Here is a 15,100-nt window from a genome sequence, read left to right on the forward strand (position 1 = left end):
TTCCTCACTTGTCGACGAACGCGCGCTCGATGACGTAATGGCCGGGATGGCTCATATTGCCTTCCGTGAGGCCATGCGCCTGCAGCACCTCGACGGTGTCCTTCAGCATGGCGGGGCTGCCGCACAGCATGAAGCGGTCGTGTTCGATGTCGAGCGGCGGCACGCCCAGCTTGTCGTAGAACTCCGGGTTGGTCAGCAGGTCCGGGATGCGGCCCTGGTTTTCGAACGGTTCGCGGGTCACGGTGGGGTAGTAGAGCAGGCGGCCGGCCACCATCCCGCCCAGGAATTCGTGGTTCGGCAGGTCTGCCTCGATGCGCTTCTGGTAGGCCAGTTCGCTCACGTGGCGGCAGCCGTGCACGAGGATGACCTTGTCGAACTTGTCGTAGATGTCCGGGTCCTGCACGATGCTCATGAACGGCGCGAGGCCGGTCCCCGTGCCGAGCAGGTACAGGTGCTTGCCCGGCAACAGGTTCTGGCTGAGCAGCGTACCGGACGCCTTGCGGCCGACGAGGATCGCGTCGCCGACCTGGATGTTCTGCAGCCGCGAGGTGAGGGGACCGTCGGGCACCTTGATGCTGAGGAATTCGAGTTGCTCGTCGTAGTGAGGGCTGACCATGCTGTAGGCGCGCATCAGCGGCCTGCCGTCCACGTCGAGCCCGATCATCGCGAACTGCCCGCTCTGGTAGCGGAAGCCCGGATCGCGCGTCGTGGTGAAGGAAAACAGGCGATCCGTCCAGTGATGCACGGACAACACTTCCGCCTCGTAGAAATTACTCATCACGCCATCCTTTCGTCAAAGAGTCGCTGAATTCGCCCGTCGTCGGGCCGAATGCCATCTGCTTCAGGTAAGTCCACGGATAGATCCCCCGCTCGTGGCCGTCCGAAAAGACGAGGCGCAGGGCCGTCGACCCCAGCGGCTCGATCGTCAGCAGCGCCACGTCGGCGGCGACGGGCAGGGTGTCGTCCGTTTTCCTGCGCGCGTTCTCGCACACGCTGCAGCGGCAGGAACGCCGCAGCACCCGGTGCGACAGCACGGCGTGCCGGCCGTCCCACACGAGTTCCAGCGTGCGGGCCTGCGCGTGCAGGTTGATCGCGGAGGGCCATGCGGACGGCGGCACCGTGTTCGCATCGTCACAGGACATTGGCCACCCCCTCCGGTCCGATTTCCATGCCCAGCCCGCCGTAGCCGCCGTCGCGCAATTCGCCGTCCATCGCGGCCAGGCTTTCCTCGCGAATCAGCTTCTTGATCGAGCGGACGAGGCCAGCGAACTCGGGCGTGTCGATCATGTCGGGCGTGCGCGGACGCGGCAGCGGCACCTTGATCTCGGCCTTGATCCGCCCCGGCCTGGCCGTCATCACGTAGATGCGGTCCGAGAGGAAGATCGCCTCCTCGATGTCGTGCGTGATGAACAGCACGGACAGCCGCAGCCGCTGCCACATATTCGTCAGGATTTCCTGCATCACCGTGCGCGTCTGCGAATCGAGCGCCCCGAACGGTTCGTCCATCAGCAGCACCTGCGGACTCGTGGCCAGCGCGCGCACGATGCCCACGCGCTGCTTCATCCCGCCCGACAGCTGCGACGGATAGTGATTTTCGAACGCCAGCAGGCCGGCGAGGCCGAGCAGGGTCCGGGCCTGCGTTTCGCGCTGCGACGGCGGCATGTGCGCCATCTTCAGTCCGAACTCGACGTTCTTGCGCACCGTCATCCAGGGGAACAGCGAATACTGCTGGAACACGACGCCACGGTCCGAGCCGGGACCGTCGATGCGTTTGCCGTCCAACATCGCGACACCGCTGTCCGGCGGCGTAAAGCCGGCGACGGCATTCATCAGGGTGGACTTGCCGCAACCGGACGGGCCGATCAGCGAGACGAATTCGCCCGCCTGTACGTCGAGCGACGCGGATTTGACAGCCTGCACGGTCGCACCGTTCGCCTTGAAGCCGATGTTGAGGTCGCGTACCTGGATATGTCCCGACCGGGTCGCGGCGGTGGGCGCGCTCATTTTCGCGCTCCCGCCAGCGCGGCCCACGGCATCGCGAGCCGCGAGCACACGTGGATCGCCTTGCTGCACAGCAGGCCGAGGACGCCGATTGTGATCATGCCCAGCGCGATGTCCGGATACGAAATCAGCGAATACGCTTCCCACGTGAAGTAGCCGATGCCGAACTGGCCGGAAATCATCTCCGCCGCGATCAGCGACACCCAGGCGACGCCCATGCCGACGGCGAGTCCCGTGAAGATGTGCTGCAGCGCGCCGGGGATCACGACGTGCAGGATTACGTCTTTCTCTTTCGCGCCGAGACTGTGCGCGGCGCGCAGCAGGACGTCGTCGATGGTTTCCACGCCGTGGATCGTGTTGATCAGGATGGGGAAGAAGGCGCCCAGGAACGTGATGAACGCGATGCTGACCTCGTTGCTGGGCCATAGCATGATCGCCATCGGCACCCACGCGATCGCCGGGATCGGGCGGAACAATTCCATCGCGGGCATCGTCAGCGAACGGAAGATCCGGTAGCGGCCGACCATGATCCCGAGCACGGTGCCGGCGACTGCGGCGCCGAAGAAGCCGAACAGCACGCGGCGCACGCTGATCCCGATGTTCACCATGAACTTGCTCGAATGGTTGACGGCGACGATGCTGTGCCAGACGTCGAGCGGTGTCGGGATGTTCCCGAAGCGGATGTAGAAATCGACCTGGAAGCGGGTCGCCAGATACCACGCCAGCAGGACGGCACCGATCGATAGGGTGCCGAGCAGGGCGCCTCCTGGGCCGGACTCGAGCCAGCGCTTCAGCGAGAACGGCGCGGGCCGTGCCGCGGGGGCGCCGGCGCCGCCTTCGATCGCTTCCAGCCTGGGCTGGCGCACCGGCTTGCCGGGGATGGGGTGGTGGGGCGGCGCCGCGGGCGCGGGCGGCGCGATCGTGTGACGATCTGTCAGAGCCATGATCAATTCTCCATCTTGGCGAGCACTTGCTCGTAGGTTGCGACGGTGCCGCCGGCCTTCGCCGCGCTGGCTTCCGCGTCCTTCTTCAGCAGGAAGGGCACGACCTCCATCCCGGTACCGCTCCCGTTGACCGCGTAGAAAGCCCTGTCGGCGAATACCTTGATGCCGAGCCCTCGGTCGAACAAATAGGCCACTGCAATTTTCTTGCCAGCTTCCTGGTACTTCCGGATCCCCATGAAGGTGCAGACGGGGGAGCTGAGGGGCACGATGTCGCCGCCCTCGATCCAGATTTCGCCCGCGTTCTTCGGGCTCGTCACCGGCTTGGCGCACACGGGGTCCTTGCCCTGGATGTCGTAGTTGGCCAAAGTGCGTTTCTGCGCGTCGTAGTCGAGGCCGCGCTGCTTGAACGCGGTGCGCAGATAGGTCTCGTTCACCCAGCCGTCGACATTGAAGTCCTTCACCCGTCCCAGTTTCTGCAGCACGCCGTAGCTGGTCCGGATGCTGTTGACGAGCAGGGGCTTGATGGTCGGATCGAGCGTGTGGATGCCGTCGGGGCCGAGGAAGATGTAGACGACTTCCTTTTCGATTTTGGTCCACTGCGCGATCTTCTCGGCCGCCAGCTTCGGGTTCTTGCGCACCCAGTCGTCCGCATCCATCAGCGCGCGCAGGTACGCGACGACGACTTCCGGATACTTGTCGGCGAAGTCCTTGCGCACGACGATGCCGTGGAACGTGGGGACCCGCGTCTCCGCGCCGTCGAAAATCTTGCGCGCGAAGCCGCGGTACGGCAGCAGCTCGCCGAACGGCACGAAGTCGGCGTGGGCGTCGATCTTCTTTTCCTGCAGGTTGCTGGAGCCGATTTCCGGCGACTGGCTGACGAGGTTCCAGTAATCGTCCGACCAGCCGCGCGCCTGCATCGCCTGCAGCAGCATGCCGTGCGCCGCCGATCCGAACGGCACGGACACGTTCTTGCCCTTCAGGTCGGACAGCTGGTAGTAGGGGCTGTCCTTGTTCACCACGACGCCGTTACCGGCGCCGAACGCGTTGTAGGCGATCACGGCGACGAGCTGCGTCTCGTTGCCGCGGCTTTGCTGGCCGTTGGCGCCGTTGATCAGCAGGGGGTAGTCGCCCATCATGCCGATCTGGATCTTGTTGGCCATCATGCCGTTGGTGACGGGCGGGCCGGACGTGAAGTTCTGCCAGTCGACCTTGAACTCGACGTTCGCGTACTTGCCCGTCTTCGGCAGGTATTTGTCGAGCAGGCCCAGTTCCTTGATGACGACGCCGCCCGTGACCGTGTTCGTCGTCGTGTTCTGCGTGCCGATGCCGATCGTGACGACGTCCTTCGCGTGCGCCAGGGCGGCGCACAGCACGGTGGCGGAGACGGCGGCGATGCGAATGAACCAATGTGTCATGTTGAATCCTTCCAGAATGAGTCGAAGCATGAAAGCCGGGGCGGTCCGCGGTGCTACGTCGTCTCCATCAAGTGTTCGCGCTTGTCCGGCCGGGATGCCCATGCGTCGGCATCGGGCAGCGGTTCCGTCGACGCCGCGATGACGGGCCAGCGCGCGGCGAGCCTGGCGTTCAGCGCGACGTAGTCCCGCTGCGCCTCCGGCAAGTCCTTTTCGTCATAAATCGCTTCGACGGGACATTCCGCCACGCAGACGCCGCAGTCGATGCACGCTTCGGGATCGATCACGAGGAAGTTCGCTCCTTCGTGAAAGCAGTCGACGGGGCAGACCGACACGCAGTCCGTGTATTTGCAGCCGATGCACGATTCGCCGACGACGTGGGTCATGACGCACCTCCGCGCAGCTGGATGGTGGCCAGCGCCAGCTTCGACAGCTTGCGCACGTCCGAGTCCACGTCCTTCAGCGCCAGTTCCAGGTGCACGATGGCGCGCGTGTCGGCGATCTCCCCCAGCGCGATCACGGCTTCCTTGCGCAGATTGCTCATCGGGTGCTGCAACGCCATGCACAGCGCGTTCACCGCGGGCTTCGCCTTCAGCTTGCCGAGGCTGCGCGCCGCCTTCACGCGCACCTGCCAGAACTCGTCGTCCAGCGCGCGCACGAGGTCGGGGATGCCGAGCGCGAGGCCAAGCTTGCCCATCGTCGTGGCGGCCTCCTCGCGCACCTGCCAGGCCGGGTCGGCGAGGACGCGGCTCAGCGTCGGCTGGATGCTGACGGCCGACGCGTAACCGAGCGCGCCCACCGCGATGCGGCGCACTTCGTGGTCAGGGTCGTGTGCCGCGGCGTTCGTCAGCGCGCCGATCGCTTCCGGCTTCTTCAGGTACCCGAGCACGCTGACGGCTTCGCGCCGCACGGCCGCATCGTCGTCGTCTAGCGCGTGCAGCGCGGGCTCGAATGCCGCGTCCACGCGCAGGGCGCGGATCGCGTGCAGGGCGGCGGCGCGGACCGTCGCATCGGCGTCGGTCAGGTAGGGCAGCAGGTGCGGCGCCGACGCGGGTTCCTTCAGTTCGGCCAGTGTCGTCGCGGTCGCGCGCCGCACGTCCGGATCGGCGTCCTTCAGCAGCGGCACGAGCGCCTCCAGCACGTCCGGGCTTTCGTAGCCTTCGATGGCCTTGGCCGCCTCCAGCCGCACGCACGCGTCGGGATCGGCCAGCGCCGCGACCAGCAGCGGCACGATGTCGTCTTCTTCCTCGGAATAGGGGAGGTCCAGCACCGCGATGCGGCGCACTCCCGGGTCGCTGCTGCGCAGCCGTTCGTGAATACCGGTTGCCATCATGGCCGTGCCTCCTCAGCGTACCAGGTAGGGGATGTTGACGTGTACGGCGCCCGTGGGGCAGTCTTGTTCGCACGGCATGCAGTACCAGCATTCGTCGAACTTCATGAACGCCTTGTTGGAGACGATGTCGATCGCCAGCACGTCCAGCGGGCAGACGTCGACGCACACGGTACAGCCTTTCTCGGCGATGCACTTCGACTGGTCGACGACGACCGGGGCTTGCGTACGGGTGGTTGCGATGGTCATGATCTTTCCTTTTTCGTGTGGATTAGACGGCGACGCCGGTCTTGCTGCCGGCCACGCGCAGGCGTTGGTACGCGGCTTTTTCCTCGGCATTCAGTTCGACGATGTAGGGCTCGATCTCGCGCTTGCGGAAGCTCATCCGGCCGTCCGCGCCCTTGCTGACGTTGGTGTGGCAGAACCAGTTTTCGTCGTCCTTCTCGGGATGGTCGACGCACAGGTGGTACAGGCCCCAGCGGCTCTCCTTGCGGAACAGCGAGGCGCGCGCCGCGAGTTCCGCGCAGTCGCGGATCGTGTGCGCTTCCATCGCCCGCATCAATTCGTGCGGATTGACGGCGCTGAGTTCCTCGAGGTCGTCCTTGATCTCGCCGAAGCGTTCCAGCGCGATCTCCATCTTGCGGGTGATCTTCGGCGGCTGCAGGTAGTCGTTGACGATGCGGCGCGTCTTGTACTCGACCTGGAACGGCGTCAGGCCTTCGCTGCGGGCCAGCGGCGCCATGATGCGCTTGCGCTCCGCTTCGACCATGTCCCTGTTGATGACGGGCGCCGACCTGCCAGCGACGTAGTCCGCCGCGTTCTCGCCGCAGAATTTGCCGTACACGAAGGCGCCCAGCATGTAGTTGTGCGGGATGCTGGCGCAATCGCCCGCCGCGTACAGGCCGGGGATCGAGCACTCGCCTTTCTCGTTGGTCCAGATGCCGGATGCGCTGTGGCCGCTGCAGAAGCCGATTTCCGAGATGTGCATCTCGATCGCCTTCTGCCGGTAGTCGTTGCCGCGCCGTTCGTGGAAGCGGCCGCGGCTCGGGCGTTCGTTCGTATGGAGGATGTGCTCGATCTCGGCGATCGTTTCCTCGGCCAGATGGTCGAGCTTCAGGAACACGGGGCCGCGGCCGCCTTCGAGTTCGTTATAAAACTCCAGCATCATCTGGCCGCTCCAGTAGTCGCACTCGATGAAGCGCGCGCCGGTGGAGTTCGCGGTGAAGCCGCCAAACGGGCCCGTCACGTACGCGCACGCGGGGCCGTTGTAATCCTTGATGAGCGGATTGACCTGGAAGCATTCGAGGTTCGTCAGCTCCGCGCCCGCGTGGTAGGCCATCACGTGGCCTTCGCCGCTGTTGGTCGGGTTTTCGTACGTGCCGAACATATAGCCCGAGGCGGGAAGGCCGAGACGGCCCGCCGCGCCCGTGCACAGGACGACGGCCTTCGCCTTGATCACATAGAAGTCGGCTGTGCGGCAATCGAAGCCCATCACGCCGGCGATCTCGCCGCATGCGCCCGTGATCAGGCGCGTGGCGACGACGCGGTTGGTGATCTCGACGCGCTGGCGCTTCAGCTGCCGGTACAGCACCTTCTTCATGTGGTGCCCTTCCGGCATGGGCAGCACGTAGCTGCCGAGGTGGTGCACCTTGCGCACGGCGAAGTCGCCCGTCTCGTCCTTCTCGAACTTGACGCCCCAGCGATCCAGCTCCTCGATCATCGCGTAGCTGTTGCTCGCATACGCGTACACGCCTTTCTGGTCGACGATGCCGTCGTTGGCGACCGTGATCTCCTTCGTGTACTGCTCCGGTGTCGCATGGCCGGGAATGACGGCGTTGTTCAAGCCGTCCATGCCCATCGAGATCGCGCCGCTGCGCTTGACGTTCGCCTTTTCCAGCACGAGCACGCGCAACTTCGGATTCTTTTCCTTGGCCTTCACGGCGGCCATCGGGCCGCCCGTACCGCCGCCGACGATCACCAAATCGTATTCCAGTTCGATGGTATTCATGTCACCCTTTCAGTAAAGTTCCCGTGCGGCCCGGTGCGCACCTCGTCATAACTCGTAATAACGAGTAGTGCAAAACGCGTGCCAATGGATTTCCCCGGGATTTACGGGCGGCGGACTGGAAGAATGGTCAGGAACGGTGCGCGCGTGGCGCGATGGGTGGCCGTTGTGGGGCGGGCGGCCACCAAAGTGGGGCGGGCTTCAGCGCAAGACTTTCATCTTGTATTTGAACGTCTCCGCGCGGTAGTACAGGTATTCGAAGACGAGCGGCGTCTCCTGCTGCGCATAGGTCAGGCGCTCGATGCGCAGCACGGGCGAACCCGGTGCGATCTTCAGGCGGGAGGCCACGTCGTTGCCGGCGGACGTCGCGTCGATCTCGATGTCGGCCGAGTGCAGCCGCTGGCGCAGCTCGTTTTCCAGCAGCGAGAACAGGTCCTTGTCGCGCAGGTTCTGCTCGGTTAGCCGCGAGCCGACGTCATGCCGGACCCAGGAATGGTCGATCGACACGGGTTCCCTGTTCAGATAGCGCACGCGCCGGATCTCCGTCACCGGGTCGCCGTCGCCGATCCCCAGCTTGGCGGCCACGATGCCCGTTGCCTTGACGGTCTTCAGGCCGAACACGTCGGAAAAGGTTTCGTGGCCGAGGCGGTGCATCGCTTCGCCGAACCCCTGCAGATGCGTCAGCTCCTGCGACACGTTGGGCAGGGCGACGAACGTGCCCTTGCCGTGCACCTTGAACAGCAGGCCTTCCTTCTGCAGGTCGTTGATCGCCTGGCGCACGGTGATGCGGCTGACGCCGAACGCGGCGATCATGTCGTTCTCCGACGGGAGCTGCTGGTGTCCAACATACGTGCCGTCGATGATCTTGGCACGGATCGCTTCCTTGATCTGTATGTACAGGGGAACGGTCGACGAACGCGGAAGTTGGATGTTCAAGGCGGCGGCGCGGCAGGATGATGGAAAGGTCATTATAACGAGTTCGCCGGCCGCCCCGTCCATGACCCGTCAGGGAACGGGATCCGTCGGGTAGGCCGGCCGCTTGCGCAGCTTGCGCACGATGCCGTCGCGGCCCACCAACAGCACGAGTTCCGTGTGCGTTCCACCCGCCACCGGCGCCGTGTACAACCAGGCCGCCATGCCGGAATCGAACACGACCGTCTTCGTGGGGCCGAATGCGGCCAGCAGCTCGGCGCGGGTCGTGCGGCCCGGCGTGACGAGTGCGTCGAACCGCGTTTCGGCCACGCTCGTGCCGGGCTCGGGCGCGCGCGTGGCGCAGCCGGCCAGCAGAATTGCCACGGCGGCCAGCATGCGGCGGGCGCTCATGGCGTGCTCTCCTGTGCCGGAGACGCGTCGTCCATGTAGTCGAAGGTGACCAGGGTGTCGTCGGGCCAGCTGCGGTCCCAGATCGGCGCGTAATACGTGCGGTCGAGCAGCACCTGGCAATCGCAGAACGGCAGCATGTCGCGCGTCTGCTCGCCGCCCGCGTACAGGAAGTGGAATGGCAGCACTTCGGTACGGTCGCCCGCGTGCAGCGTGACGGCGAACACGGGCCGCTCGGTAAAGAACAGGAAATTGCCGTCGGGGCTGTTGCACACCTGCTCGGGGCTCGTGAGGGCGTTCGAGATCCAGCCGAACAGCGGCGAACTGTTCGACACGAGCCCCGCCTCCATGCCGACGAGGCATTCGAGCCGCAGATCGCCCAGCCGGCGCGCGCCGGGCGGCAGGCCGGGTGTCGTCACCTGGGCGCGCCACGTCATGCTCGTCGTCTTGCGGTTCGCGACGACGGCGGCGTCTTCCTGCAGCGCCTGCTCGTTGCGGGGCAGGACAAAACTGTTGTCGGGGGCGACGGCGACGGGCACGGTGATGTGGTCGCCGGCGACGCGCAACGTGATGCCATGCATGTCGACCGTCGGCGAGCGGGGCAGCAGCCGGAAGCGCAGCGTGGCCTGCGGCGCCAGCGCATGCTCGCGCTGGAAGCGTTCCATGCCGCGGATCATCTTGCGGTACGACTTGTCGACCGGGTCGCGCGTGTACGTGACGGTGACGGTCTGGATGCCCTGGTCCGGTTGCGCCTGGGCCTGCGCGGCGCCCGGCGCGAGTGCGGCCAGCAGCGCGGGCAGGACGACCGGCAGGACGATCCGGAGCATGGTCACCAGTGGCGCACGCGGCCGACGTCCATGTGCACGAATTGCGAGTCCGGGTAATAGCCGACCCCGCCCGCTTGCTGGGCCAGCGCGACCTTGTGTAGCTTCGCGAGGTCTTCGCCGGGGATGCGCACGTCGATGGCCTTGCCCTCCATGTGCAGGCTGTGCTTCGCGACGCCATTCGTGTTTTCGTGCAGCATCGCGTTCGTTTCCGGCGAGCGATAACCGGAGATCACGTGCATCGTGGGATGGCTGCCGTACTGGGCGCTCACGCGGTCCAGCAAGAGGAGCAGTTTCGGATCGATGGCCGAGATCTTGTTGTTGCGGTGGTCGCGCAGCAGTTTATTAATGTCCTGCAAGGCTCCGGGGATGAACTCGCCCTCGGCCCAGAAAATGGTCCGCAGGCTTTCGCCCGTGTGCGTGTTGTACAGGCGCACGATGCGCTCGTTGGGTGCCACCGGGGTGACGGGCGCATCCGGCAAGGTCTTGGCGCTGGTCCGGATGGCGGGCGCACCGAGCACCGATGCGAGGACGGCCGAGCTTTTGAGGAAGGAGCGTCGCTGATTCATGAGCGTTTCCTTGCTGTTTGCCAGTCTCAATGATACGCCTCGCGCATCGTTCATGCAGCGGACCGGAGCCCTCCGGTCTGTCAGCCAAGGATGACAACACGGGGAAACATTGGCTTACAATGTCTCGCCATTGCCCCTTTTGCAAGATTGCCAGGAGAACCGCATGCGTGTGTCCCACCGTCTGACCCTCGGATTGTGCAGTGTCCTGTTCCCGATATTGACGACTGCCGCCGCCGCCCCGGCGCGCGACGCCGCCGTCGCCATCCCCATTCCCGATGTCCCGTACACGACGTTCACGCTGAAAAACGGCCTGACCGTGATCGTGCACGAGGACCACAAATCGCCCGTCGTCGCGATCAACACGTGGTACCACGTCGGCTCGAAGAACGAAAAGCCCGGCAAGACGGGCTTCGCGCACCTGTTCGAGCACCTGATGTTTTCCGGCAGCGCCAACTTCGACAAGACGTTCCTGTCGGCATTGGAGGGCATCGGCGCCACCGACCTGAACGGCACGACGAACAAGGACCGCACGAATTATTTCGAGACGGTGCCCACGTCGATGGTCGACTACGCGCTGTTCGCGGAGAGCGACCGCATGGGCCATCTGCTGGGCGTGCTCGACCAGAAGAAACTCGACCTGCAGCGGGGCGTCGTGCAGAACGAGAAGCGCCAGCGCGAGAACCAGCCGTACGGCGTCGTCGAGCAGATCGTCACGGAGAACACGTGGCCCGCGAACCACCCGTATTCGTGGACCGTGATCGGTTCCATGACCGACCTCGACGCCGCGTCGATGACCGACGTCACCGACTGGTTCAAGGGTCATTACGGCCCGAACAACGTCGTGCTCGTGCTCGCGGGCGACATCACGCCGCAGCAGGCGCGCGAGAAGGTCGAGAAATACTACGGCGACATCCCGCCGGGGCCGCCGCAGGCGCACCAGGAGGCGTGGATCGCGAAGCGCAGCGGCACCCATCGCGGCAAGGTCCAGGACCGCGTGCCGCAGGCCCGCATCTACCGGTCGTGGAACGTGCCCGGCGCCGATACGCCGGAAGAGGCGCTGCTCGACCTCGCGGCGCAGGTGCTGGGCGGCGGCAAGACGTCGCGCCTGTACCAGCGCCTCGTCGTGAAGGAACAACTGGCGACGGCCGCGTCGGCCGGGGACGACTCGAACGAGATCGTCGGCCAGTTCGGCATCAACCTGACGGCCAAGCCCGGCGCGCCCGCGGCCGACGTGGCGCGCATGGAAGCGCTGGCCGACGAGGAATTGCGCGCGTTGCTGAAGTCCGGCCCGACGGCGGCCGAACTGCGCCTCGCGCAGACGACGATCCTGGCGCAGTTCGCGCGCGCCGTCGAGCGCGTGGGCGGCTTCGGCGGCAAGAGCGACCTGCTCGCGCGTTGCGCCACGTTCACGGGCAACCCGGACTGCTACAAGACCTACCTTCAACGCATCAAGGCCGCGACGCCGGCCGCCGTGCGCCAGGCGATGAACGGGTGGCTGGCCGACGGCGACTACGTGCTGGAAGTCGATCCGTTCCCGACTGCCCTGGCCGCCGCCCCGTCCACCGTGGACCGCAGCAAGGGCGCGCCGACGGGTCACCCGGAAGCGCTGCGCCTGCCGCCGATGCAGAAGACGACGCTGTCCAACGGCATGCACGTCGTGCTGGCCGAACGCCACGGCGCGCCCGTCATCAACCTGTCGCTGCTGCTGGGCGGCGGGTTCGCGTCCGACTCACAGGCGCTGCCGGGCCTCGCGAGCCTCACCTTGCGCATGCTGGAAGAGGGCACGGGCGCGCCGGGCAAGACGCGCAGCGCGCTGGAGATCAGCCGCGAGCTGGAAGGCCTCGGCGCGTCGTTCGGCACGACGATCAACCTGGACGGCGCGTTCGTCAACATGAACGTCCTCAAGCCGACGTTGGCGCAGGCGCTCGGCTTGTACGCGGACCTGGCGCTGCACCCGTCGTTCCCGCAGGCCGACTTCGAGCGCGTGCGCAAGACGCGGCTGGCCGCCATCCAGCGCGAGCAGACGGTGCCGCGCCTGATGGCCTTGCGCGTGCTCCCGCCGCTGCTGTACGGCCCCGGCCACCCGTATTCGCTGCCGCTGACGGGCTCGGGCACGATCGATGCCGTCGCGCGCATGCGCCGCGCCGATCTCGCTGCCTACCACGACACGTGGTTCAAGCCGAACAATGCCACCTTGCTCGTCGTCGGCGACACGACCCTGGCCGAACTGACGCCGCTGCTGGAACGCGCGTTCGGCGGCTGGAGGGCCGGCGCCGTGCCCGCGCACGAGATCGCCAAGGTCGACCAGCCGGCCGGCACGACGATCTACCTGATCGACCGTCCGGGCGCGCTGCAGAGCGACATCGTCGGCGCCCAGCTGGCCCCGCCGCGCAACACGCCGGACACCGTCGCGCTGAACCTGCTGAACGACGTGTTCGGCGGCACGTTCAGCTCGCGGCTGAACATGGACCTGCGCGAGGACAAGCACTGGTCGTACGGCGTCGGCACGTCGCTCGTGGCGGCGCGCGGGCAGCGCATCCTGTACAGCGATTCTCCGGTGCAGACGGACAAGACGGCCGACGCGCTGCGCGAACTGGCGCGCGAATACGCCGAACTGGGCACCGCGCGTCCCGTCACGCCGCGCGAGCTGCAGGACGCGCAGGCCAACGAGACGCTGGGCCTGCCGGGGTCGTTCGAGACGGTCGGCCAGCTGAGCAATGCGTACTCGACCATCCTGCAATACGGCTTGCCCGAGGATTACTACAACACGTACACGGCGGCCGCGCTCGCGCTGACGCCGGCGCAGCTGAACGCGCTGGCCGCGCGCGTCGTGCTGCCGCGCCAGCCCGTGTGGATCGTCGTCGGCGACATGAGCAAGATCGAGGCACCGATCCGCGCGTTGAACCTCGGCACCGTGCGCCGCATCGACGTCGAGGGCAAGCCGCTGCCGTGACGCCAACAAGATGCGAGCGTCACGCGTGGGGACGGGGTGCCCACCCTACCTGCGCTGGAAGGCCTCGAAGCGCTCCTCGCGCCGCAGGATCTTCGAATGCGGGTCGAGCGTGCAAGTCGCGCCGGCCGGCAGGGCGACGCTGCCGCGGCCGTCCGTCATCGGCACCGTGACGATGCGCTCGCCGACGCGCACGTCGAGCGGCATCGGGAACGGCGTCCTGCCGGCCGTCGTCCACGTCAGGTCCAGCGTGTCGCCGCGGCGCACGGCGGACAGTTCGGGCAGCGCGGCCTGGTACATATAGGCCTGGAAGAACCAGCCGAGGTCGCGTCCGCTCGCGCGTTCGGCGAGGCGGATGAAGTCCGGCGTCGTCGCATAGCGCGGCGCGAAGTTGCCGGGGCGCGGGTCCGGCGTGCCGTAGACGAGTTCCCGCACGGCGCGGAAGAATGCCGTGTCGCCGATCAGGCCGCGCAATGTGTGGAGCACGAGCGAGCCTTTCGTGTAGATGTCGCCGCCGGGGCCGCCCCGCTTGGTGTCGTAGACGTCTTCCTCGCGCTTGTGCTTGCCGGAGACGAGCGGCGCCTTGTTGCGGATGGATGACCGCTGCTGCATCAGCGCGGCAAAGTATTCCTGGTCGCCGTGCAGGTATTGCATGTACAGCGGCTGCATGTACGAGGCGAGGCCCTCGTGCAGCCACATGTCGTCCCAGTCCGCATTGGTGAGCTGGTTGCCGAACCATTCGTGTGCGAACTCGTGCTGCAGCAGGTCGTCGTAGCCGTACGCGGTCTTGGCGTATTTGTTGCCGTAGGCGTTGATGGTCTGGTGCTCCATGCCCTTGTGCGGGGTTTCCACGACGCCCATCTTCTCGTCGCCGAACGGGTACGGGCCGATCGTGGATTCGAAGAAATCGAGCATCTGCGGGAATTCCGAGAACAGGTCCTGTGCCTGCGCCTTGTTCTGTGGCAGGTACCACAGCCGCAGCGGGATCACGTTGCCGTAGCGGCTGCGATACTCGCCCGACAGCACCTCGTACGGCCCCACGTTGATGGCGATGCCGTAGGTGCTGGGGTGCTTCGCGCGCCAGTGCCACGTGCGCCAGCCGTTCGCTTCCGTCATGCCGAGCGCCACGCCATTGCCCGCGGCGACGAGGGGCGCCGGCACGGTGATGTGTTCGTCGACGACGGCCGGCTTGCCCATCGGGTGGTCGATGCAGGGCCAGAACAGGTCGCAGCCTTCGCCCTCGACGGCGCTGGCGACCCACGGCCGGCCGTCCGGCGTGCGTGCCCACACGAAGCCGCCGTCCCATGGCGCTCGCTTCGCCACGTGCGGTTCGCCGTGATACGTGACGCGGATCGTGGTGTGCCGGCCCGGCGTCAGCGACTGGGGCAGGTCGATCGTCAGCTTGCCGTCCGGATTGCGCCACGCGCTTGCCGCGAGCGGCCGGCCGTCGACGGCGATCGCATCGATGGGCAGGTTGCGGTCGAGGTCCAGGTCGATATGGTCCAGCGCCGCGCGCGTGCCGAACGTGAGCAGCGCGTCGCCCGCGAGGCTGCGGCTGTCCGGATCGATGCGGAGGCTCAGGTCCGCATGGTCGAACAGGAGCGCGTCCTGGCCCGGGCCGCGCTGGACGCCCGAGTTGACGGTGTAGTCGGTGAGGGCGGGCTGGCTGGCGCAGCCCGCCAGCACGGTGCACACGGCGGCGATGGCGAATCTTTGCATGCAGGGAATTTAGCACAGCGGAACGG

Annotated in this window: 15 protein-coding genes; 1 reads left to right on the forward strand and 14 read right to left on the reverse strand. The window is 66.4% G+C overall.

What is annotated here, in order from left to right:
* Positions 1-4: 4 nt before the first annotated feature.
* From HAV22_RS13385 to mepK, 13 genes are all read right to left on the reverse strand, one after another.
* Complete coding sequence (locus tag HAV22_RS13385) at positions 5-778, reverse strand: ferredoxin--NADP reductase (protein ID WP_166859578.1); 774 nt, start codon at positions 776-778, stop codon at positions 5-7.
* Positions 771-1,142, reverse strand: coding sequence for a gamma-butyrobetaine hydroxylase-like domain-containing protein (locus tag HAV22_RS13390; protein WP_166859579.1), 372 nt, complete (start codon positions 1,140-1,142; stop codon positions 771-773). The genes HAV22_RS13385 and HAV22_RS13390 overlap by 8 nt, the downstream gene beginning before the upstream one ends.
* On the reverse strand, positions 1,132-2,004 hold the full coding sequence (locus HAV22_RS13395; RefSeq protein WP_166859580.1) for an ABC transporter ATP-binding protein: 873 nt from the start codon (positions 2,002-2,004) through the stop codon (positions 1,132-1,134). Before HAV22_RS13395 ends, HAV22_RS13390 begins: the two co-directional genes overlap by 11 nt.
* Positions 2,001-2,945: an ABC transporter permease gene (locus tag HAV22_RS13400; RefSeq protein ID WP_166859581.1), complete on the reverse strand. Its 945-nt coding sequence runs from the start codon at positions 2,943-2,945 to the stop codon at positions 2,001-2,003. Before HAV22_RS13400 ends, HAV22_RS13395 begins: the two co-directional genes overlap by 4 nt.
* Before the next feature lie 2 nt (positions 2,946-2,947).
* Entirely contained in the window at positions 2,948-4,360 is a 1,413-nt protein-coding gene (locus HAV22_RS13405; RefSeq protein WP_166859582.1) for an ABC transporter substrate-binding protein, read from the reverse strand.
* 53 nt (positions 4,361-4,413) lie between these two features.
* Positions 4,414-4,743 (reverse strand): ferredoxin FdxA, encoded by a 330-nt coding sequence (gene fdxA, locus HAV22_RS13410; RefSeq protein WP_166859583.1) that lies wholly within the window; start codon positions 4,741-4,743, stop codon positions 4,414-4,416.
* Positions 4,740-5,690, reverse strand: a complete 951-nt coding sequence (locus HAV22_RS13415; protein ID WP_166859584.1) for a HEAT repeat domain-containing protein — start codon at positions 5,688-5,690, stop codon at positions 4,740-4,742. The genes fdxA and HAV22_RS13415 overlap by 4 nt, the downstream gene beginning before the upstream one ends.
* Before the next feature lie 12 nt (positions 5,691-5,702).
* Entirely contained in the window at positions 5,703-5,936 is a 234-nt protein-coding gene (locus tag HAV22_RS13420) for a 4Fe-4S dicluster domain-containing protein (RefSeq protein WP_056448502.1), read from the reverse strand.
* Positions 5,937-5,958: 22 nt separating this feature from the next.
* On the reverse strand, positions 5,959-7,695 hold the full coding sequence (locus tag HAV22_RS13425) for a fumarate reductase/succinate dehydrogenase flavoprotein subunit (protein WP_166859585.1): 1,737 nt from the start codon (positions 7,693-7,695) through the stop codon (positions 5,959-5,961).
* A gap of 198 nt (positions 7,696-7,893) precedes the next feature.
* Positions 7,894-8,628 carry a GntR family transcriptional regulator gene (locus HAV22_RS13430; RefSeq protein WP_229421219.1) on the reverse strand — a complete coding sequence of 245 codons (735 nt, stop codon included), beginning with the start codon at positions 8,626-8,628 and terminating at the stop codon, positions 7,894-7,896.
* A gap of 69 nt (positions 8,629-8,697) precedes the next feature.
* On the reverse strand, positions 8,698-9,015 hold the full coding sequence (locus HAV22_RS13435; protein WP_166859587.1) for a hypothetical protein: 318 nt from the start codon (positions 9,013-9,015) through the stop codon (positions 8,698-8,700).
* Positions 9,012-9,839 carry a hypothetical protein gene (locus HAV22_RS13440; RefSeq protein ID WP_166859588.1) on the reverse strand — a complete coding sequence of 276 codons (828 nt, stop codon included), beginning with the start codon at positions 9,837-9,839 and terminating at the stop codon, positions 9,012-9,014. The genes HAV22_RS13435 and HAV22_RS13440 overlap by 4 nt, the downstream gene beginning before the upstream one ends.
* Before the next feature lie 2 nt (positions 9,840-9,841).
* Positions 9,842-10,405: a peptidoglycan L,D-endopeptidase MepK gene (gene mepK, locus HAV22_RS13445; RefSeq protein ID WP_166859589.1), complete on the reverse strand. Its 564-nt coding sequence runs from the start codon at positions 10,403-10,405 to the stop codon at positions 9,842-9,844.
* Positions 10,406-10,568: 163 nt separating this feature from the next.
* Between mepK and HAV22_RS13450 the strand changes: the two genes are divergently transcribed.
* Complete coding sequence (locus HAV22_RS13450; protein ID WP_166859590.1) at positions 10,569-13,358, forward strand: M16 family metallopeptidase; 2,790 nt, start codon at positions 10,569-10,571, stop codon at positions 13,356-13,358.
* 45 nt (positions 13,359-13,403) lie between these two features.
* Here the strand turns inward: HAV22_RS13450 and HAV22_RS13455 are convergent, their stop codons facing one another.
* Positions 13,404-15,074 (reverse strand): M1 family metallopeptidase, encoded by a 1,671-nt coding sequence (locus tag HAV22_RS13455; protein WP_166859591.1) that lies wholly within the window; start codon positions 15,072-15,074, stop codon positions 13,404-13,406.
* Between the last annotated feature and the right edge of the window lie 26 nt (positions 15,075-15,100).

Origin of the sequence: Telluria antibiotica, from assembly GCF_011682055.1 — a bacterium.
In the GTDB taxonomy this organism is placed as follows: Bacteria; Pseudomonadota; Gammaproteobacteria; order Burkholderiales; family Burkholderiaceae_D; genus Telluria; species Telluria antibiotica.

Bases quoted from the DNA above. Each gene is read 5' to 3' on its own strand.
- HAV22_RS13385 (WP_166859578.1), bottom strand. From the start codon at position 778: ATGAGTAATTTCTACGAGGCGGAAGTGTTGTCCGTGCATCACTGGACG.
- HAV22_RS13390 (WP_166859579.1), bottom strand. From the start codon at position 1,142: ATGTCCTGTGACGATGCGAACACGGTGCCGCCGTCCGCATGGCCCTCC.
- HAV22_RS13395 (WP_166859580.1), bottom strand. From the start codon at position 2,004: ATGAGCGCGCCCACCGCCGCGACCCGGTCGGGACATATCCAGGTACGC.
- HAV22_RS13400 (WP_166859581.1), bottom strand. From the start codon at position 2,945: ATGGCTCTGACAGATCGTCACACGATCGCGCCGCCCGCGCCCGCGGCG.
- HAV22_RS13405 (WP_166859582.1), bottom strand. From the start codon at position 4,360: ATGACACATTGGTTCATTCGCATCGCCGCCGTCTCCGCCACCGTGCTG.
- fdxA (WP_166859583.1), bottom strand. From the start codon at position 4,743: ATGACCCACGTCGTCGGCGAATCGTGCATCGGCTGCAAATACACGGAC.
- HAV22_RS13415 (WP_166859584.1), bottom strand. From the start codon at position 5,690: ATGATGGCAACCGGTATTCACGAACGGCTGCGCAGCAGCGACCCGGGA.
- HAV22_RS13420 (WP_056448502.1), bottom strand. From the start codon at position 5,936: ATGACCATCGCAACCACCCGTACGCAAGCCCCGGTCGTCGTCGACCAG.
- HAV22_RS13425 (WP_166859585.1), bottom strand. From the start codon at position 7,695: ATGAATACCATCGAACTGGAATACGATTTGGTGATCGTCGGCGGCGGT.
- HAV22_RS13435 (WP_166859587.1), bottom strand. From the start codon at position 9,015: ATGAGCGCCCGCCGCATGCTGGCCGCCGTGGCAATTCTGCTGGCCGGC.
- HAV22_RS13440 (WP_166859588.1), bottom strand. From the start codon at position 9,839: ATGCTCCGGATCGTCCTGCCGGTCGTCCTGCCCGCGCTGCTGGCCGCA.
- mepK (WP_166859589.1), bottom strand. From the start codon at position 10,405: ATGAATCAGCGACGCTCCTTCCTCAAAAGCTCGGCCGTCCTCGCATCG.
- HAV22_RS13450 (WP_166859590.1), top strand. From the start codon at position 10,569: ATGCGTGTGTCCCACCGTCTGACCCTCGGATTGTGCAGTGTCCTGTTC.
- HAV22_RS13455 (WP_166859591.1), bottom strand. From the start codon at position 15,074: ATGCAAAGATTCGCCATCGCCGCCGTGTGCACCGTGCTGGCGGGCTGC.